General features: G+C 64.1%; 17 protein-coding genes and 1 riboswitch. Of the genes, 4 read left to right on the top strand and 13 right to left on the bottom strand.

The annotated features are described in order from the left end of the window. The first annotated feature begins 37 nt into the window (after window positions 1–37). Window positions 38–532, top strand: a complete 495-nt coding sequence (locus JQ580_RS00085; protein WP_212277682.1) for a hypothetical protein — start codon at window positions 38–40, stop codon at window positions 530–532. Here JQ580_RS00085 and JQ580_RS00080 read toward each other — a convergent pair. The 7 genes from JQ580_RS00080 to JQ580_RS00050 all read right to left on the bottom strand — a co-directional run bounded on the left by JQ580_RS00080 (window position 529) and on the right by JQ580_RS00050 (window position 11,042). Further along, window positions 529–1,974, bottom strand: coding sequence for an MATE family efflux transporter (locus JQ580_RS00080; RefSeq protein ID WP_212277680.1), 1,446 nt, complete (start codon window positions 1,972–1,974; stop codon window positions 529–531). The two genes, JQ580_RS00085 and JQ580_RS00080, sit on opposite strands and share 4 nt — an antisense overlap. Window positions 1,975–2,140: 166 nt before the next feature. Beyond that, on the bottom strand, window positions 2,141–3,193 hold the full coding sequence (locus JQ580_RS00075) for a hypothetical protein (RefSeq protein WP_212277678.1): 1,053 nt from the start codon (window positions 3,191–3,193) through the stop codon (window positions 2,141–2,143). 400 nt (window positions 3,194–3,593) lie between these two features. Further along, complete coding sequence (locus tag JQ580_RS00070) at window positions 3,594–5,462, bottom strand: TniQ family protein (protein ID WP_212277676.1); 1,869 nt, start codon at window positions 5,460–5,462, stop codon at window positions 3,594–3,596. Further along, window positions 5,462–6,562 carry a TniB family NTP-binding protein gene (locus JQ580_RS34065; RefSeq protein WP_212277674.1) on the bottom strand — a complete coding sequence of 367 codons (1,101 nt, stop codon included), beginning with the start codon at window positions 6,560–6,562 and terminating at the stop codon, window positions 5,462–5,464. The genes JQ580_RS00070 and JQ580_RS34065 overlap by 1 nt, the downstream gene beginning before the upstream one ends. Further along, complete coding sequence (locus JQ580_RS00060) at window positions 6,559–8,892, bottom strand: hypothetical protein (RefSeq protein WP_212277672.1); 2,334 nt, start codon at window positions 8,890–8,892, stop codon at window positions 6,559–6,561. Before JQ580_RS00060 ends, JQ580_RS34065 begins: the two co-directional genes overlap by 4 nt. Window positions 8,893–8,901: 9 nt before the next feature. After that, window positions 8,902–9,630: a TnsA endonuclease N-terminal domain-containing protein gene (locus JQ580_RS00055; protein WP_212277670.1), complete on the bottom strand. Its 729-nt coding sequence runs from the start codon at window positions 9,628–9,630 to the stop codon at window positions 8,902–8,904. Window positions 9,631–10,136: 506 nt separating this feature from the next. Next, on the bottom strand, window positions 10,137–11,042 hold the full coding sequence (locus tag JQ580_RS00050; protein ID WP_212277668.1) for a nucleotidyltransferase family protein: 906 nt from the start codon (window positions 11,040–11,042) through the stop codon (window positions 10,137–10,139). Between the two features lie 185 nt (window positions 11,043–11,227). On the opposite strand from JQ580_RS00050, the gene JQ580_RS00045 reads away from it, so the two are divergent. Continuing rightward, on the top strand, window positions 11,228–11,434 hold the full coding sequence (locus JQ580_RS00045; RefSeq protein ID WP_212277666.1) for a hypothetical protein: 207 nt from the start codon (window positions 11,228–11,230) through the stop codon (window positions 11,432–11,434). Between the two features lie 98 nt (window positions 11,435–11,532). Here JQ580_RS00045 and JQ580_RS00040 read toward each other — a convergent pair whose 3' ends face one another. Both JQ580_RS00040 and JQ580_RS00035 read right to left on the bottom strand, forming a co-directional pair. Next, on the bottom strand, window positions 11,533–12,636 hold the full coding sequence (locus JQ580_RS00040) for a hypothetical protein (RefSeq protein ID WP_212277664.1): 1,104 nt from the start codon (window positions 12,634–12,636) through the stop codon (window positions 11,533–11,535). A gap of 225 nt (window positions 12,637–12,861) precedes the next feature. Continuing rightward, entirely contained in the window at window positions 12,862–13,998 is a 1,137-nt protein-coding gene (locus tag JQ580_RS00035; protein ID WP_409363187.1) for a 2'-deoxycytidine 5'-triphosphate deaminase, read from the bottom strand. An 80-nt stretch (window positions 13,999–14,078) separates the two neighbouring features. Continuing rightward, a riboswitch (SAM riboswitch) is annotated at window positions 14,079–14,158 on the top strand. A 75-nt stretch (window positions 14,159–14,233) separates the two neighbouring features. Between JQ580_RS00035 and JQ580_RS00030 the strand changes: the two genes are divergently transcribed. Beyond that, a complete protein-coding gene (locus tag JQ580_RS00030) occupies window positions 14,234–15,421 on the top strand; it encodes an O-succinylhomoserine sulfhydrylase (protein WP_212277662.1) in 1,188 nt (395 codons plus the stop codon). 125 nt (window positions 15,422–15,546) lie between these two features. On the opposite strand, the gene JQ580_RS00025 is transcribed toward JQ580_RS00030, so the two are convergent. Genes JQ580_RS00025 through JQ580_RS00015 form a run of 3 tightly spaced genes read right to left on the bottom strand, consistent with a single transcriptional unit; the run spans window position 15,547 to window position 18,623 of the window. Next, the gene (locus tag JQ580_RS00025; protein WP_212277660.1) at window positions 15,547–16,533 is read right to left on the bottom strand and encodes an SGNH/GDSL hydrolase family protein; all 987 of its coding nucleotides are present in this window, start codon (window positions 16,531–16,533) and stop codon (window positions 15,547–15,549) included. Window positions 16,534–16,545: 12 nt separating this feature from the next. Further along, on the bottom strand, window positions 16,546–17,328 hold the full coding sequence (locus tag JQ580_RS00020; protein ID WP_212277658.1) for an SGNH/GDSL hydrolase family protein: 783 nt from the start codon (window positions 17,326–17,328) through the stop codon (window positions 16,546–16,548). After that, a complete protein-coding gene (locus JQ580_RS00015) occupies window positions 17,328–18,623 on the bottom strand; it encodes an OpgC domain-containing protein (protein ID WP_212277656.1) in 1,296 nt (431 codons plus the stop codon). Before JQ580_RS00015 ends, JQ580_RS00020 begins: the two co-directional genes overlap by 1 nt. Before the next feature lie 215 nt (window positions 18,624–18,838). Here JQ580_RS00015 and apaG point away from each other — a divergent pair, with 215 nt between their 5' ends. Continuing rightward, window positions 18,839–19,231 (top strand): Co2+/Mg2+ efflux protein ApaG, encoded by a 393-nt coding sequence (gene apaG, locus JQ580_RS00010; RefSeq protein WP_212279159.1) that lies wholly within the window; start codon window positions 18,839–18,841, stop codon window positions 19,229–19,231. Between the two features lie 312 nt (window positions 19,232–19,543). Here the strand turns inward: apaG and JQ580_RS00005 are convergent. Next, the coding region (locus JQ580_RS00005; RefSeq protein WP_212277654.1) for a hypothetical protein at window positions 19,544–19,727 on the bottom strand (184 nt) is incomplete at its 5' end.

Here is a 19,727-nt window from a genome sequence, read left to right as displayed (position 1 = left end):
GCTCTTCCGGCGGCGCCACGCACGCGAGGAGCATGCCATGAGAGGTGCGGACAAGGTGATTTGCCAGGCAGCCGCCGTGCTGCTGCTGTTGTCAGTCGCGAGCTCGCCGGCGAAGGCGCAGTTCCTCGGCGGCGGAGGTGCCGGCGGCGAGGACATGATGACCCAGATGGCGCCGATGCTGGAGATGATGAAGGCGAAGATGGGCAAGCGCCGCTTCGCCATGATGATGCAGACCATGGGCCCGATGATGAGCCGCGTGATGGAGAATGGCGGCGGCGGACTTGATGGCGTGATCAGCGGCGGCGGCCTCGGCAGCAGCACGCTCGGCGGCAGCTTCGGCGCACCCAATTACGGCGGCTACACCGCGATGGGTGGCGGCATTATGCCGGCCGGCTATGGCGGCGCTGGTGGCGGCGACATCATGGGCATGATCGGCGGCGCCAGCGGCGGAGACATGATGGCGATGATCCCGCAACTGATGCGGCTCGCCAATGTCGGCGGCAGCGGCCATCGCCGCCACAGGCGTCGCTAATCGGCGGCGCCTGAAAGCGCCGGCCGGATCGCAGCCTTGCTCGCGCGCGGCTCCCAGCGCGTGACCGCAACGCTGGACGATGAGAGCAGGCCAAGCAGGACCATCGAGCTCGCGGCCAGCCAGAAATAGCTCTGCGCGCTGGCTTCATGCGTCGACAGCCACCAGCCGGCCGCCGAGATGTAGACCAGCCGCGCCGTCTGCGCCAGCACCGGCCCGATCACCTTGGCCGCGCCTTGCGAGGAGAAATACATCGTCGTGGCAATGCCGAAAAAGGCGTAGAACGGTCCGACCGTCGAGAGATATTGGTGGCTCGCCGCGCGCACGGCCGCGCTGTCGGTGAAGATGTTGATCCAGAGATCGGGGAACATCGCAACGACGCAGGCCGGCGCGCCGACCGCGACGAAGGCGGCGACACTGGCGATCCAGGCGACGCGGCGGGCACGCGCGATGTTGCCTGCGCCGATCGCCATTCCGACCAGCGGCACGCAGGCGATGCCGAACGAAAACGCAATCGAGGTCAGCAGGAATTCCAGCCGCGCGCCGATGCCGTAGCCGGCGAGGATCGCGGTGCCGAACTTCGCCAGCATGTGGGTGAAGATCGAGATCGTCAGAACCGACTGCAGCGGCGAGAAGCAGGCGATGGCGCCGACCTTCAGGATGTCGAAAAACATCGCCCACTGAATCCGCAAGCCGCGCAGCTTCGGCGTCACCCGGGCGCGGCCGGAGAACAGATACCAGCCCATGATGCAGATGTTCATTGAATAGGCGATCAGCGCGCCGGCCGCGACGCCGCGCATGCCGAACTGCGGCACCGGCCCGAGCCCGAGGCCGAGCGTGCCGCCCAGCACGATCTGCCAGGCCGCCGAGTTGAGGATCAGGAACGACGGCAGCTTCATGTTGCCGGTGCCGCGCAGCACGCCGGCCATGGTGTTGAGCAGCCAGGGCAGCACCGCGCCGCCGAAGAACACCTGCGTGTAGGCGATCGCATGGGTCAGCACATCGCCGCGGCCGCCGAGCATTTCCAGCACCGTCGGCCCGAAAATCAGCATGCCCAGCATGAAGACGAGGCCGAAGCTGATGCCGATCAGGATCGCATGCATGGCGAGCGTGGCCGCCCGCTCGCGATCTCCGGCGCCGAGCGCGCGGGCAATCGCGGACGCGACCGCGCCGCCCATGGCGCCGCCCGACATCGTCATGGTGAGGATGATGGTCGGAAACACGAGCGCCATCGCCGCCAGCGCCTCGACGCCGAGGCGGCCGATATAGGAGGTCTCCGCGATCACCGTGCAGGTGCCGGCCGAGAGCGCGATCACGTTGGGCCAGGCAAGCGACAGCAGTGTGCGCAGGATCGGCCCGTCTACCAGCGCGCTTCGCACCGGCTGCGGAGGCGGCGGCAGCGGGCGCTCTTGTTCATCGACCGGAATTTCGGCGATGTCGGACATGTCCTCTCCGGGGCAGAGCGCCATTTGCGGCGCGGCAATGCTTAGGTGTGCCGATTATTTTCTTCGCGCAGAAGGCGCAACGAGAGGCTTGTTAGCACGGCCTGCTGCGATTCCTCCTGCGCCAATTGCAGGCGTGCCCTGCGGCAGTGCATTTCGCGAGATGAACTTACCCAATCGTCCAGACCAACGGCGGCCTCCCGCCTGTCGTCGGGCGCATGTGCACGCCGATGTGGCGCCCGCATCCCGCGGCGAGGCCTGCGAACAATCCCTCCAACACCCTGGCGCAAGCGGGGTGATAGTCGACGACGTCCTCCATCAGCTTCCAACTCTGCTGGCGGAGTTCGAACGTGCCTTCGGATTGCGTGGTCTCGGCCGTGTCGTCCTGTGCGGCGAGCAGCGCATTCAGGAATGCGGCGAATTCATTTGGACCGCCGCGGCTCATCGCCAATGCGGCCGCGACGTCGTCGAAATATTGCATGCCGATCAGCTTGCCGGTGAGGTGCAGGAGATAGCTCGCATCCTCCGGTCCGAACAGCTGCACCATCACGGGCGCGGCGGTGCGGACATATTCCATCGCGTAGTTGCGATAGGCTTTCTCCAGGCGCGGCTTCGGCCAGCTCGCAACCGGCAACGCTGGCGCAGTCTTGGCATCGAACAGCGGCGCTTCGAGGTGGCGCGCGAACACGAGCCGCTGGTCGAGCTCGAGCGGATGGTCGTACTGGCAATAATAGCCTTCCAGTCCGTCCTGGCCGTCAACGCTCTGCTTGGTGCAGACGAAGCCGAGCCTGAGATCGCCGAGGGCTGCGCCATTATTGGCGTGCCATCCGCGCAGCATCGAGCGGCTCACCTCGCCGGGAACGCCGCAGATCGCGGTGCCTTTCCAGATCCAGCGCGGCGGCGGATAGCGGATCCAGGCCTTGGTATCGCTCTCATACATGTATTCGACATGCACGCCGCCGATCCAGTTGGAGAGATAGTGATATTGCGCGGCCGCCACCGCCGGCGGCAGATGATCGATCCCGAGCTTCTTGAGCCCCGGCAGGAAACGCTCCTGCTGCTGACGGCGGAACACGCGGAAGACGAACTCGGCCGCGTCCGCCGTGCCGCGCCGCGTGACGACGGTGAGGATGAGGCCGGTGAAGTAAGCGTGGTAGAGATCGGCGACCGCGCGCCAGCGCTTCCATTGGGCTTCCTGCGCGAGATCTGATGCGGCGGTCATGTTCGCTCCCGGCTTGTTGTTTTGCGGGAGTGTGTCATCGCGGATCGGGTGACGCAACACACCACAAGCTCGGTGTCATCGCCCGCGAAGGCCGGCGATCCAGTACTCCGAGACGGACATGCTTGAACCGAGAGGCCGCGGCGTACTGGATTCCCCGCCTTCGCGGGGAGTGACAGCGGTGGTGATGTAAATGAGGGCATAGTTTATCCCCAAAACGCCCCCCTTTCTGCATCTACGAACGTCGAATCGATCCGTGAATAAGGGCAAAGCTCGCCGCAAATGTGGGCATAGTCGATCCGCAACCTGGCCTCCGGACAAAAAAATCGGCCGCGCCGGCGCCGCGACCGATTGGGTAAAATCCGAGAATTTACACCGGCAAGGCGCCCTCGCAGTCGACGCTTCAAACCTCTAGTGACGCCGGCACGTCGTCACGCCGATAGATCCAACCGCCAATCTTGAGCGGTGCGAAGGCCGGCTCAATCCCGGCGCGCTCCATCGCCCTCCTGACGGTGGTAGGGTGCATTCCCCGCTCGCGGGCCAGAAGCCACGCCGAGATGAACGTCTTGCGGAAGGCCTCGACCTCGGCCGGCATCACCACGACCTGCTCTTGCCTGGTCACGGGATTCCTGACGACGACCGTCTTGATGTAGCCCTCCTTGATCAGGGCACGCGCTACCGGCTCGGAGGTGCAGATCGCGACGGTCGCCTGCCGGAGCTTCAGCCCACCGTGGTCCCGGTCCCGTACGATGCGCATCACCTCGGCCAGATCGAGGAGAAGGGCGGCATAGCCGTGCTTTCCGGTAAGCCTGAAGGTGCTCTTCAGATGCCCGTCGAGCAGGTGACGCAAGACAACCGCCGTCGGCCTGCTCGTCCGCCGCGGCACGTCCTTCATCGAAATCTGTCCCTTCGATCGTGCCGCCACGGGCTTGGCGTTCCGCAGGATGCTCCCGACGAAGGCATCGAGCTCCGAGATCGCGTAGCGCGGCCTGACCTTCGATTTCGGCGGCATCGCGACCGGTCGGATGAACCCGTCCCGCGCGAGGCGCGCTGCGTCCGCGGCCGTCGCACCGATGTGCTTTGCGACCTCTGGGATGGCCAAGGACTGCCTCTCCAATTCCACCGCCTCCAAGCCGGCGCGGGCGTCGAACGCGATCTTGTGGAACGAATAAGCCATCTGGCGATCGCCGATCACGCCGAACCCGTGCAAGACCTTCTTCAGCCGATGCGGATTGAGGCCGGTTTCGTCCGCCAAGGACCAGACCGAGTGCAGCCGGCGCTCGTCGACCACCTTGCCCAAGAACTCCTCTCCCGACCGCAGGGCGAAGCTATTGAGCACGAAGTCGGTTACGAACGACCGCACGGGCGCGAACGCCGCATGCCGCGGATAGACGCGCTGCCGGCGGGTCTTCAGGAGCTTGAACAACGAGCCGATCGCTGCGGCGGGCCCGTAGAGCCCCCCTTTGCGTAGCAGGGAGAAGTCGTGCTGGATGTCCTCCAGAAACCCGGTGAACGCCTCCGCGCCGCCGCGCAGGATCAAAAATCCGGCGTGTCCACCCAGACGACGCCGTTCTTCGTCGAGGCGATCGAAATCCACCGTGCGCCCGTAGAGCTTCATAGCTCCGACGAGCTGGCAAAGCGTGATCGCGACGTGAATCTCGAGTGTGTCGAGCAGGCCGACCGGCGCCGATCGCTTCGCCAGCCTCGCCGAAACGTAGTCCTCCAGGCCGGTCGGCCGCCGCCGGACGGCGCTGCTCGACAGCGCATCCAGACGCGGCAGCGACGGCGCGACCAGCCGCGCGAAATCATGGCGGAGTCCGTATTCATCGGCGCTCGCGACCTCGACCAGGCCGAGACCGTGGACCGCGCAGGTAGCCACCGCCTCGATGCACCAATCGGCGCGGTTGAAGACCACCGCCTCCGGATCCCGGTCCGGATCGGAATTCGCGGCCACGTCCGCCCGAAGGCATTCCGGGCAAACCATCACGCGCCGGCGTCTCAGCATGTCGCGGACGAACATCTCGCCCCGATGCTGATAATCGAAGCCCTTGCCACGAACGAAAGCAAACTCCATGAGGCCCGCCGCGGGGAGCCCGGCCAGCTCGGCCAGGTCGGCGACGGCACCGTCGGCGCCGTCCACGATGCCCTGGAAATCGAGTCCGAAGTCGCCGCAGAGCTCTAGCGCCGTCAGGCCGTTGAGGAAGGCGAGCCGCGAGAGCAGGCTGGTCGGCGGCTCGGACGCGCACTGATCGAGCGTTGCCGGGAGCTTCATCAGAACTTCCTGGTGGTCTTGCGGACGTTTTTGCTCGGACCGACCGACAGCTCCTCTTCTTCCTCCTCTTCCAGGATGACGCTAGGGTCGAGGTCCATCCAGTTCGGCGACAAGAACATGTTCAGGGCCTCCGGCTGCATCGTGCGCTCGGCATAGGCTTCCGCGAAGTCCTTCCGGCCAACGGTCCGGCGACGGCCCTCGACGCACAGCGTGATGGCCTCGAGCAAGATCTCGATCACCAAGCCCATCTGGAAGGCCGCCGCCCGGCGCAGCCGGGGCACCAGATCCTCCTCCTGCTTGGCGACCTTCAGCCCGACCGCCTTCGCGAAGCTCTCGACGACGTCGGCGATCCATGCCGCGTCGTCCTCCGGGCCGAGATCTTCGAAAACGACGTACTTGAGGCGGCGGGAGAGTTGACGGTCGCCCTTGGTCACAGCCACGATCTCGTCGGTGCCGCTGAGGATCAGGTGGACCGGCCAGATCCGGGAGATCATCAGGTTGCGCAGCGTGTCCCTGATCTTCTTGAGCTCCTTCTTGCTCGCCTGGTGCAGCACGTTTCCGAAGTCGTCGATGTGGAGAAACAGGATCTTCTGCGCCCTCAACTGTGCCCTGACGCGCTTCCAGACCTCGTTCTCGCGCAAGACCGTATCGGAGTCGGGGTCGTAGTTGAGCGCCTCGAGGACGGTGTAGCCGAGTTGGCCGAGGGTGCACGAGCCCGGCGCCAGCACGCTGACGAGGATGCAGCCGGACCCCGGCTCGCCGTACCCCGGGAAGGCCGGATGCTCGGCGAAGGCGACCTCGAGGGCCTCCGTCTTTCCCGAGCCGCTTTCGCCCACGACGGCGAAGCCGACGCCGGCGCGGCGATTGCGCCCGGAGAGCGGCTTGTTCTTGAAGCGCTTCTTTACCGCATTCTTGATCAGGCGCTTGATCTGAACAGCGATACGTTCGTCGCGGTTCGACCTCACGTAGGTGGCCTCGAGCTTGGCCATCACGGCCGCCACGCGGCCGTCCTCGACCGTCAAGAAGGACGTCAGCGATGCCAGCCGGTCGGCGATGTCGTCGTCCACCACCGGCTTCACCTGGGGCCTGCGGCGGCTCACTTGCCGCCCTCGTCGGGGATATCCCAATGCACTCCGCGGGACTTGTTCTTGGCAGCCGCGGGCTTCGCGGGAGCCCGCTTCGTCGCCGGCCTGCGCTTGGCAACGCGCGGCTTAGCGCGACGTTTCGGCGCTGCGGCGCGAGCCACAGCGTTGTCGTGCCCATCGACCGCCTGAGCACCGTCAAGGAGATCCCTGGGACCCGCCCGCTTCGCCCTCTTTCGCTCCGCCACGAACTTGACGCCGATCTTCATTCGGCGATGGTGGTGGGCGATCTCCTTCGGCGACATCGGCTCGGTCGCAATGTTCATGCGCTGGCGGCCGAGCTTCCCGACCTCGACGAGGTGGGCGATCGTGTCATCCAGAAGCGGCTTCGTCAGCTTGTTCAGAGCCGCGTTGCGAAGCTGGAATTCATCCCAGGCCGCAATCCAGTCCTTGGCGGTGACGCCTTCGAGTTCGTCCGGTCCCTCGACCAGAACCCAGTCGCCCCCGATCTTGGCCGAGATCGCCCCAAGGTTCATGAGGTTGACCCGCGCGCGCACTTCGACGTGCTTCTTGGCCACGAAATGCGCGTTCAGTTCGTCCGACTGGTAGTCTACGCCCAGCACACGCAGGCCACTGGCGTCGAGGACCGGATGGAGTTCGACGCCGAACACGATGCGCCGCAGATGATCGTCCGGCGGAGGATCGACGCCGAATTCCTCGGTCAACCGCAGCCACGCTGCACGGGGCGCCTCGCCGCCGAGCCCCGAATGCGGGTGGTTGTGGTAGTGATCCACCTTGTACCGGACAAGCGCCTCGGCGAATTCGTCAACGGTGAGGTTCGCGCGCCCCTGACTGTCGTAGTCCCCTTTCTCCACCACGTCGGAGAACGTCCTCCCGGCGAACATGGCGATGAACTTGTCGTTGGTCGTGCGGAACACGCGCTCGACCGTTCCGCGGAGGAAGGGCACGGCGCTCACCGTGGTCTGGAAGACGACATCGAGATCCACGACCCGCGCCCGCACGTCCAGGTTGGCGAAACTGGTGCCGGCGTCGGCAACGAACATCTCGGGCGTCCCGTGGATGTCGAGCGGCGTCAACGCGCCGGCCGCATCCGCGTACGGCTGCTTGTCCGAGACGATCATGTCGAGCGTCCGGATCGCGTTGGCCGACGAAGCCTTGCGGGCGAGGCTCATTCCGACGACGCACTTCGTCGCCACGCAGATGGCGAGGCACAGCACCAGCCTCACCCTCGGCACCCTGGCCTTCTGCTCGTCGGTGTAGGTGTTCCAGACGCCAGTCAGGATCAGCAGGATATGCAAGTCGACGGTCCACTCGTCGATCTCGACGCGCTCGAGCGGCCGAACGACGTCGGCAAGGCCCGTGGTGACGGCGCGGAAGTAATTCTTGGCGCGTTCCTCCCCTTCCTGACCGGCCATGAGATCGAACGCCGGGATCTTCGCGACCTCGTCGAGCAGGCAGGTGTAGGACGGCGTCTTCAGGTCCGGAAGACCAGCGTCGCGACGCTCTTTGTTCAGCTTCTCGATGTGCGACGACATGTCCCGCCACACGACCGAGACGTCCGGTTTCTCCGGCGTGGCGACGCGTAGGGAGAACTCATAGAGGATGGCGTACTCCAGCGCGTTGAAGCGAGCCTTCTTGTTCCCGCACTTGCGGTGGTCCGTGCGCAGCGCCAACGGATTCATGTTGCCGGCGACGAGAGCTTTCACCCAGTCGCGGAGGCATCGCGGCCCGGGCGGCTTGCGGACGACGACCTTGCGGCCGGCGCGCTTGCGCTTGTTCTGGGAGACGTTCGCCGTTTCGGTCTTCTCGATCTCTTCCGCGATGGCCTCGATGATCACCGCCAGCACGTCGTCGCTGCCGACCTTCTTTCCGCTCTCCTTGGCCTTTTCCCTCATCGCCTTGATCGCGATGGCGAACCTGTCGTCCTTGGCGATCTTCTTCTTGCTCTTCTTCGCGTCTTCGACCATGCGGATGTACGCCACGCAGTAGGCGAACTTCCACATGATGTCGGCCTGCTCCTCCTGCGGCAGGTCGCTCAGATGATCCACGCCGGCATGCATGCGGGCCTTCGCGACCCCAGGACGATAGAAGTTGCGGTCCAGCCGGAAACCCGGGCTGAAGCGCACCACATCGACCTGCTCGCGGCTGAGGGTCTGCGTCGCGTCGGCGTTGTCGGCGCGAGCGATCGTGACAGAGGTCCTGTCGTGGTCGAGGATGGTGTATTCGACGCCGTCGATGACCATGCGGTCGTGACGGCCGAAACGCAGCCGGACGCCGCCGCGGGGGCGGGGAGCAGGTGCCGGAGGATCGATGCGAAGCTTGGCCATGTTACTTCCTCAGATCTTGTCGCTGGGGCGGCACACGACCGCTTTGGAGACCATGCGGCCGTGGCGGACGAGACGCAGCTTGCCGGCGGCGACCGCACGGGCGGCGGCGCGATAGCCGAAACCGCGGCGGCCGCTGGCCTTGGCCAGCGCACCGAGGGTGGTCGAGCCGTGCAGGCCGGAGATCAGGCGTGCGATGATCGCGTCGTCGTCGGGGTAGGGCTTGCGGCGGACGGTATGGATCAGGCGCGCGTTGAAGCGGTCTTCGTCCGTCAGCTTCTCTTCGGTGACGAGATTCACGTGGGTGGCGACCTTCGGCGAGATCTGCCGGCGGATGAAGCCGTGAATCTCCTCGACGCGCGACGCTTCGACCTTGTCCTTCGGCTTCACGGAGTGCGCCATGCGCGAGCCGTCGATGTGGATCGACATGAAGTCGAAGGTGAAGCGGTGGCGGACCCCGTCCGCATCGACGTAGGAGACCTGCGGATACTGGTCGATGACGTCGACGACGTCGGGCCGCGCCAGGAGCGACAGCGCCGCGTCCAGCTCGAGGTTCGATTCGTAGGCGGTGGCGTTGCCGTTCGCCTGGAAGCCGCCCCTGGACGACCCCTTCGAGCGCAGCGAGATCTTGCGCTTGCCGCGGCTACGGCGGGGCGGGGTCCAGACCTTGATTGCGACCGGCGGCCGCAGGTTGGGGTTCGGCTTCAGATAGTCTTCGAGCGTCTTCCACGTCGTCGTCATGATCCTCGGCTTTCGGCAAAGCGATGCCGTTCGCCGGTTTGGGGCCGGCGTTAAGCATGCTCATGGTGGGGAGCCGACAGCCGGACATCCGGCGCAATGCCGCTTGCGAGAAGCGGACGATTGAGCGAAGATCAGATCGCCTTAGCGGGTGCGGTCTGGTCGACGCTTCGGCCAGTCGATTTGGGGGCGGTTCCGGTGCAAACGGGCCGCCCCTTTTCGTTGCGGGTTACGTGTCTGGGTCTGTTTTCCTCTCGTTCCCGATGCTCAGGTAAGCTGCGATCGTAGCGATCGGCAAGAAGATTCCTGTTTTTGCGCGCCGACCAAAATTAGTAGAAACCCTTGTGGCACAGTGACTTCTGGACTCTTTTCCAAGGACTCGTCTGCCAACGATTTTCAGGAAACCAGCTGATTACAGGGGTCGGCGGATTTCGGGATTGCGGCAGACGAATCCTTGAAGAATTTCGTTAACCATTTTCGACATTCCCTGGGCCCCCACCGCGCAACCGTCAGATTCTCGGCGGCATATCGGCCGGATCGAGACCGAGACCCGGAAACACCGCCTCCTGTTCAGGCTCGAATCCCCAGCGCGCCTGGACCATCGCGCCGGCGAATTCCGCCTTCGCAAGCCAGCGGTCGTCCTCCTGGGCCATGACGTGAGCCATCATGGCGAATGACTGCGGGGCGAAAGTCTTCAGCGCGACGGGCTGCCCGTCGCTCGCGAACGTGACGCCTCTGAATGGCGGCTCCCGAAGCGCCCGGGACAGCAGGTCCGCCTGGTCGCCATCGGCCGTGCGATCGAGCAGGTAGCGCTCGGAAACCATGTCCAGTCCGACGCCATCGGGGGCCTGAACGGTCATGATGTCGTCACGCTGACGGACCCGGGCCTTGCCGCCCACGACCTCCTGGTAGACGTCCACTATGCCGTCGATCTCCACGGCTTCGACGGTGGGATCGAAAACGAACATCAGGCGGTCGTCGCGGACGAGATCGACCGGGGCGATCACGCGACTTTCGCGTTCGTAGGCCAAGAGCGACGCGCCGCAGAACAGGGTGATCGAGGCGTCGACCGAATTCAGCCAAAAAGCCCGCAAGACCTCTGCATTCCGGGTGGGAAGTCGCGTCAATCCGCGCGCCCGGGCCAGTCGCCCGCCAAGCGTGATGTCGTCCTTATGGGTCTGGATGGTCTCGCGGGCGGTCGCCCGCCGCCCCATGAATTCGGCGTAGATTGCCTCCGTCTCGGGGCTTCGGCGCCCCAGCGACGACCAGACCTTCTTGCCGGTCTCGGGATCCTGCCGGTAGCGGGTCAGATACTCGCGGCCCTTCGCGACCTTCCACTGCATGCCGCCGTCGAGATCGTACTTGTCCCGCAGGGATCGGCCATACTCGGGCCACACGTCAGCCAGGGTCTCCAAGAGATCCCTTTCAGCCGAATTCATGTGCCTAAGATCGACCATTATTGTCCGCTACGTTCTAGTGCGCATTGAAATCTAGTAGAAACTTTCTTATGAGTCAACTGCGCACTATAACAATGTGCGCGATATTTTGCCCTGCGTCCCCTGATCGGCAATGATGGCAACTGCCGAATCAAGGATTTTCGATGCCGACCGAACCTAAAAAGAAGACTTCACGAAGCGGTCCGCGGCTCCCCGCCGGCACCAAACAGATGCTGGTGCTCATGGACGAAACGGTGATTAAGCAGGTGAAGATCGCCGCGATCGAGGACGGCACGAAGATGTCGAAGGCCGTCGAGACCGCGTGCCGAGAATGGCTGGCGAGGCGGGCCGCAGCCCCGAAAGCGGGCTGACCTTACCGCTGCCACCACAGCAATCCACGGCCCCGTACAGACCCGCGATTGGTACTTTCAGATCGGCAACGCCCTCGTCCGGGACCGATGGAGCATCGTCAGCGAGATGAAATGTAGGGCGTCGCTTCGAGCGTCACTGACGTCTGGCCGGCAGGGATGATGTCTATCATCATTCCTACCGGAGCAATCTGCATAGGTCGGTCACGCCTTACCGGCGGAGGTTGAACGCCCTCGGATGCTTCCAGCGAAAGTGTCCGCTTCATCTCTCCCTCTCTGAATGCCCAAGAATGCCTTTCGATCAGATGCTGGCCAGGCAAGAGCGACCGTACCATTCCCAACACGTCCAGTACCGACGATTCCTCGTTGTTTACATGACCATGTTCAGCAGGTTCAGACATATCCCGCTTGCTCTGAACAAGGTCGGTGTCCGACGCGCTGGGATCTGCGAATTTCTCATCGTCAGTCGCTTGTGCCATGCCACTTTCGATTTCTGCGCCTAATCCCAGCGCCTGCAGAGCGGGGATCAGCACCTGCTGGAGGCGCGTAATGGCAAGATGGTGGCATTGAAAAAACGGGATCATGCAGCGAAGGACGTTCTCCCTCCCGCCCGCGGCTTTCTCGATTTCGCGGTATTGCATCCACTTATCGCCCTGGGCGTTCCAGTGATACAAAAAGCCATAGCGAAAAAGCTCATCATGGTACGACCGGCGCATCCAGAAATTGCCGCCGAAGACAACGTTCCATAGGTTCACGACAGGCCATTTCGAAGTTTTGACGGCCTCTGCGAGCGCCTCCATTTTAGAAAGCTGCTCGGTCAGCCTTTCTGAATGATAGAGCGTCTCGATATCTGTCAGCCCTGCCAGGGTCGCCGGAACGTTGGCGAACATCGAGCGCGAGATCGAAATCACCTTTTCAAAATGACAAACATCCCGTTCGTAGATGATCGGACGTAGCCGCAGGGCAAACGACTCGAATGCCTCTTCGTTAACGTCAGGATGAGTAAACCAGGTTTCGGCGATTATCTCACGGCCCTCGACACTGTACTTCGTGTTGATGGCGAACCGGACCCGGTCGATCGCTTGCGCGAAAGACCCCGCATTCAACCGCTTAGCGGCTAAGACAAACGCAACGAGCCGCTTCGCGGACTCGACGTCGGTCTCGATCTCGGCCGCACCGCCCGTGGTCTGTATTGTCGCCTTCACCGTCGTTTCCTCAAAAGTTTTGTAGCGATCGCATTTGGGTGTTCGGCGAATGCTTGTCAAACCTTTGGGGAGTCGAAAAAGGCTCGGTTTACCGGCCTTTTTCGACTCCGACATCGCGTAGCGGATAGACTATGCTCGCATTTGCGGTTGGCTTTGCCCTGATTTGCGGATCAACATGGGCTCCCTGCGGACAAACTATGCCAGCATTTACAGGTGAGGTTAGCTCTACACCTTGAAATGCTTGCTGAGCTTGAGGCCCTGGGCCTGGTAGTTGGAGCCGATGCGCTGGCCGTACATCGCGTCGGGACGGGCCAGCATCTTCTCGTAGACGAGGCGGCCGACGATCTGGCCGTGCTCGAGGATGAACGGCACTTCGCGCGAGCGCACTTCCAGCACGGCGCGCGATCCCAACCCGCCGGCACCGGCATAGCCAAAGCCGGGATCGAAGAATCCGGCATAGTGCACGCGAAATTCGCCGACCAGCGGATCGAACGGAACCATCTCCGCGGCGTAGTCGGGCGGCACCTGCACGGCTTCCTTCGACGCCAGGATGTAGAACTCGCCGGGATCGAGGATCAGGCTGCCGTCCGGACGGGCCGAGATCGGCTCCCAGAAGTCCTCGACGGAATAGCCGGCGCGGCGATCGACGTCGACGACGCCGGTGTGGCGCTTGGCGCGATAGCCGACGAAGCCGTTTGACCTTTCGCCGGAGAGATCGACGGAGACGGCGACGCCGCCCGAGAGATCGGCATCGTCGATGTCGACGAGGCGCTCGGCGGCATGAAGCGCATCGAGTTCGTCGGGATTGAGGATGGCGTCGCCGGTGCGGAAGCGCACCTGGCTGAGGCGCGAGCCTTCGCTGACCAGCACCGGAAACGTCTTCGGACTGATCTCGGCATAGAGCGGGCCGTGATAACCGGCACCGATCATGTCGAAGCGGCGGGTGCCGTCGGCGATCACGCGGGTGAAGACGTCGAGCCGGCCGGTGGAGCTCTTCGGGTTCGCGGCCGCGACGATCTCAGGCGGCAGCGCGAGGCTCTCCAGCAGCGGCACGATGTAGACGCAGTTGGTTTCAAGCACGGCGCCGTCGGCGAGGCTGAATTCGTGCAGCTTCAATTCGTCGATGCGCTCGGCGACGGTGGCTCCGGGACCGGGCAGGAAGCTGGCGCGGACGCGATAGGCGATGTCGCCGAGACGCAGATCGAGGCTCGCCGGCTGGATCTGGCTCTCGACGAAATCATAGGCGGGCAGAATGAGGCCTGCCGCCGCCATCGCCGCGATCATGCGGTCGGGCAGGATACCATTGGCGTCGGGCGCGACCGTGAACGTCAACCGGGAGTCCTCGTCGGGGGTCAGATGCATCCGGACATGCCGGAAATACAGGTCTTTTACGGCTATCCGATGGATGCCTTGACGGAAAGGGCATTGCGGAATATGAGCATCACTTATCCCGTGGTGATTTGAGCCGGCCGGCTTGCAGCCACGTTAAATAAGTCGCTAAACAGGCCGGGGACCTCTGAGATCCCGGCCCGTGGACATGTCCAGGCCGGTTTTTTTGTGACCGTTTTCGCGTCAAGCGGTCATGTCGGAGGTACCTATGTCGAAGTCGACCGCCAACTACCGTCCCGAAACCCGCCTGGTCCATTCCGGCACCTTGCGCTCGCAATATGGCGAGACGTCGGAGGCGCTGTTCCTGACCCAGGGCTATGTCTACGACAGCGCCGAGCAATGCGAGGCGCGGTTCAAGGGCGAGGATCCGGGCTTCATCTATTCGCGCTACTCCAATCCCACGATTGCGATGTTCGAGCGCCGCATGATCGAGCTCGAAGGCGCCGAAGCCGCCCGCTCGGCCGCGACCGGCATGGCTGCGGTGACGACCGCGATCCTGGCGCCGCTCAAGGCGGGCGATCATTTGGTCGCCTCCCGCGCGCTGTTCGGCTCGTGCCTCTACGTCGTGCAGGACCTGCTGCCGCGTTACGGCATCGAGACCACGCTGGTCGACGGAGCCAATCTCGACGAATGGCAGCGCGCGGTGAAGCCCAACACCAAGACATTCTTCCTGGAGAGCCCGACCAACCCGACGCTCGACGTGCTCGACATCCCCGGGATTGCCGAGATCGCGCACAAGGCCGGCGCGCGGCTCGTCGTCGACAACGTGTTCGCGACGCCGATCTGGCAGAGCCCGCTCGCGCTCGGTGCCGACGTCGTGGTCTATTCCGCGACCAAGCATATCGACGGCCAGGGCCGCTGCCTCGGCGGCATCATCTTGTCGTCCGAGGCCTTCATCGCCGAGCACATCCACAATTTCATGCGCCAGACCGGCCCGTCGATCTCGCCGTTCAACGCCTGGGTGCTGCTCAAGGGCCTGGAGACGCTGGGCGTGCGCGTGCGCGCGCAGACCGAGACCGCCGCGCGCATCGCCGACGTGCTGGCGAGCCATCCGAAGATCTCGCGGCTGGTTTTTCCGGGCCGCGCCGATCATCCGCAGGCGGCGCTGGTGAAGAAGCAGATGCGCGGCGGCTCGACGCTGGTCGGCTTCGAGGTCAAGGGCGGCAAGCAGGCCGCGTTCCGCGTGCTCAACGAATTGAAGCTGGCGAAGATCTCCAACAATCTCGGCGACGCCAAGAGCCTCGTCACCCATCCGGCGACCACGACGCATCAGCGCCTGAAGCCGGAGGATCGCGCCGCGCTCGGCATCAGCGAAGGTTTCATCCGCTTCTCGGCGGGGCTGGAGCATGCCGATGATCTGATCGAGGATCTGACGGCGGCGCTGGAGAAGGCGTGAGAGGCGAGGTCTTGCAGCGTGGGCAAAGCGAAGCGTGCCCACGTCGTCTTCCTCCATATCACTGAGCGATGGTGGGCACGGCGCTTCGCGCCTTTGCCCACCCTACGGCAGCACTACGGCACGTCTCACATCGGCCGATAGGTCCGCACGTCCCCCGGCACGTTCACGCCAAGCTTGATCTGGCCGACGGATCGGATGATGTCGTCGCCGAGCAGCTGGGCGAAGCAGGCATAGCCCCAGTCGTTCATGTGCAGTCCGTCGGCGATGACGAAGCTCTCGACCGGGATCGCCTGGTTCTCGTGCCAGTCGCGCATCACCTCGAAGCGCGGGAAGATGCCGACGTGACGAAGCTCGGCGACCTTGCCGAGCAGGTTCACCATCTTGCCGGCGCTCTCCTTGCGCTGGTTGACCGCCGGCGAATATTGCGGATCGACCAGCACGATGTCGGAGCCGCCCGCGGCCTGGATGCGGCTGATGCCGTCCTCGACCAGTTTTGCGGTTTCGCCGGGATCGAGATTGCGCAGCACCGCGTTGGTGCCGACCTGCCAGATCACGAGATCCGGGTGCACGTCGATCACCTGCGTCTGCAGGCGCTTCATCATCTCGGGCGCGTCCTCGCCGCCGACGCCGGCATTGACGACGGTGATGTCGGCGGTCGGATAGTGCCGGCGCAGCTGCGCGGCGAGACGGTTCGGATAGTTGAACTCCGGCGAACTGGCGCCGAAGCCCGCAGTCGACGACGAGCCGAACGCGACGATGACGACGGGCTGGCCCGCGACGAGCTTGCCCGCGACATGCGGCAGCGAGCCCATCGCCTTCGAGCCGCCCTTCGGCGGCAGACACGGCACGCGGTTGAAGATATCGGCGGCGGACTTCGCGACCTCTTTCACCTTGTCGATGGCGCGTGAGGTGACGCCGCGCTGCTCGGATGACCTTGCGGCGACGGTCGTCTGGGAGGGTGAAGCGGACGTGGGATCAGACGACTGCGCCGGTGCGGGCGTAGCCTGCGCGGCCTGAGTCTGCGCCTGCGCGGCCGGTGCCAGCAACAACAGAACTGCGGCTGCAGGCGCGGCCATCCATGCCGTCAGGCAAAAAGGGCGGAGAGAACTCATTAACGCTAGACCTCAATTTTGCTGCTGGGCCGGGCCCAGATGGGCTGCGTCGATCACGAACTGTGCCAACGCCCGGCCAAGGCAATCATGGACTTGCTTCGCCAGCTCGGGCCCGCGGGACGGGCTGAACAGGTCGAACTGACCCTGATCATTCCACTGCCGCATGATCGTAAAGCGGTCGAACAGCGGAATATCATGCTCCTGCGCCACGACGCGCATATTATCGAGAAAGGGCTGGGCCGAGATCATCGTCTCGGTACGTGGGCTGTATTGCAAATTCATCAGAACGACGTCGGCCCCTGCCTTTTGCAGCGCAATAACCCCGTCGGTGACGGCGCTGCGAAACTCGTCGGGATCGATGGATCGGATGGCGTCCACGGTCCCGGTCTGCCACACCACCAAAGTAGGCGTTTTTGCTTCCATCAGCTTAACGAAGGTCGAGGCGGCCTCCTCTGCCGTTTTCTTGCTCTGTATTTCTACGGAGACGTGCACCGCCTCTGATGGCGGCAGTTTTTCCTTCAGGATCGCCTCCATGCGCGCCGGATAGGAGCTGCTCTCCGACGCCGGAATCGTGGTCGAGCGGCTGCCGATGACCAGGATCTCGAGCGGCTTACCGGCCTTGACGGCTTCGGCGACCTTGGGAAGCTGGCTTTCGCTGTTGAGGAGATAGGACGGCAGCTCGCACGCTGCGGGCGCGGTCGGAGCGGCAGGCGCAGCAGCATCCCCCGCGCGCGCCACAGGCGCGGCGAGGCTACCGCATAGCAGGACCAGGCTCAGGAGAACCTTCGCCTTCATCAGCCCCCTCCCGCCAGATCGGCGTTGCCGACGGCGTTCTTGGTTTTCGCACCGCTCTTGTCAGCCACGCGCTTGTACCACGAAATGACCCAGGCCACGCCCCACATGATCAGGACCCCGGAGAGACTAATCAGCGCATGCATGGCTGCCCCGCCGGAGACTTCGGCGAGAATGAAATGGCCGGCGAAGGCCAGGAAGACGCCAAGGCAGAAGATCTCCAGCGAATGCTGGCCACATAGAATTAATGGGCGCAGCCAGCGCGATTTCAAGCCCGGCCAGTCCCGGGGCAGGAAGCGCACGGTGAGCGCGGCCAGCGCCAGGAAATGCGTGAAGCGCAACACGTCGAGGTCGGTCTTGTCGATCGGATACATCCATTGCTCGATCCGCTTCGGCATGAACTGGGAGAGCTGCGGCACGTACCAGGTCAGCGTCACGTAGAACGCCGCAACGAGATAGGCGATCGCGATCCACATCGTCACCGGGGACGCCAGGATACGCGACATCCGGCGCGCACCTCCGAGCGCACACCAGGCACCGAACACGAACAGCAATTGCCAGGCGAAGGGGTTGAACGCCCAGAAGCCGTTCGGATAGGCCGACAGATAGAGATCGTATTCCCAGGTCACCGCGTAGAGCACGACGGAGAGGCCGAGCGTGACGTCGGGTCGCCATTTCATCGACCACAGGATCAGCGGCAGCGCCAGCATCAGCACGATGTAGAGTGGCAGCACGTCCATGTTCACGGGGCGGAAACGCAGCAGCAGCGCCTGCACGATGGTGACGTCGGGCTGCTTGAGGAAATCCATGATCCCCATTTCTTCGGTGTAGAGCGGGTTCTCGAAGCGGGTCGCGACGTAGGAGATCTCGGCGAGGAAGATCGTGAACAGGAAGACGTGGGCGACATAGATCTGCCAGACCCGGCGCAGGATGCGCGCGGTGGCGATGACGACGCCACTCTCCAGCATCGCCCTGCCGTAGACGAAGGCGGCGGTGTAGCCGGAGATGAAGATGAAGATCTCGGTGGCGTCGCTGAAGCCGTAATTGCGGATGGTGAACCAGGTCAGCAGGCTCGGCGGCAGATGGTCGATGAAGATCAGCCAGAGCGCCAGCCCGCGGAACAGGTCGAGCCGGAGCTCGCGTTCGCCGATGGCGGGCAGCGTGATGGCCGGCGCCCTCGCGCGCGGCTTCGCCCCCGCGGGCTTGCTGCCCACGGCTGCGCTATCTGCAAGCTTGACGTCTGCAGGATTGGCGGTTCCCGCGATCGTCGATCCCGTCACTTGGTCGGCAATGGTCATCGGGGGCCAAATACCCTTCGGCAAATCGCGACGCGTCTCGAGGAGTGTACCGGTCCGGTCGTCGTCTCGCAAAGCGACCGGGTCAAGGAAGGGCCCGACTCCTGTGGAGGTATTTCCCTCGGGGGTGTCCTACCCTTCGAATTCTGGCGGGACGATGTCGCGAAAGCCGCCTCAGGGGTTTGGTTCCGGAGCGGGATTTCGGTATGGTAGCAGCCATGTACCGCGCCGTGACCCGCCAGATTGAAGTAACCGTCGAGCCGAACTTTGTTCCGGAACAGTCCTCGGCCGACCGTTCCCGCTATTTCTGGTCCTACACCATCGTCATCACAAATTCGGGCGATGAGACCGTGCAGCTCAAGACGCGGCACTGGATCATCACCGACGCCTCCGGCCGCCAGCAAGAGGTCAAGGGGGAAGGCGTGGTCGGCGAGCAGCCGACGCTCGCGCCCGGCGAGCGCTTCGAATACACCTCGGGCGTCCCGCTCTCGACCGCCTCCGGCTTCATGACCGGCCGCTACCAGATGGTCAGCGAAAGCGGCGAGCGCTTCGAGATCGACGTACCGGCGTTTTCGCTGGATAGCCCCGATAACAAGCGGGTGTTGAATTAGCCTCAATGTCATTCCCCGCGAAGGCGGAGAAGCCAGGACGCCGCGACCTCTCGGTTGAACCACAACCGTCTCGGAGGACTGGATCCCGGTCCTTGTGCGCAGTTGCGCACTGGCCGGGCGATCACACTGAGTGTGTGGCTGCAAACACGCCTTCTCGTTCTCGCGGCGCGTTTCGCCCGAGCTTTGCTTCGTCACTCCACCCTCCAAATCCAAGAGGGCGCAGGGAAGGCCGGGTGCCGGCTGGCACCCGCGGTCCGCTGCGCGAAATGCACACGCAGGAAGAACCGCACAGCAGCATACAGGTGTCGCCGATCACTCGGCCTTCCCTGCGCAGTGGCTGGACGGCTTATGCCGTGATCTCCCGGGAGCCGACCATTCCTTCTGGCCTCCCTCGCCGTTCGAATTGACGATGCCGTCTGCCCGGTTGGGCTCGCGCACATCTTCGAACGGCTTGACCGTGGCAACGACGGCCAGGACCACACGGTTTTGCCGTACG

Source organism: Bradyrhizobium sp. SZCCT0148 (assembly GCF_018129985.1).
GTDB lineage: Bacteria > Pseudomonadota > Alphaproteobacteria > Rhizobiales > Xanthobacteraceae > Bradyrhizobium > Bradyrhizobium japonicum_H.
The sequence above is the reverse complement of the archived record's forward strand: the minus strand, read 5'-3'. Positions and strand labels throughout refer to the sequence as shown.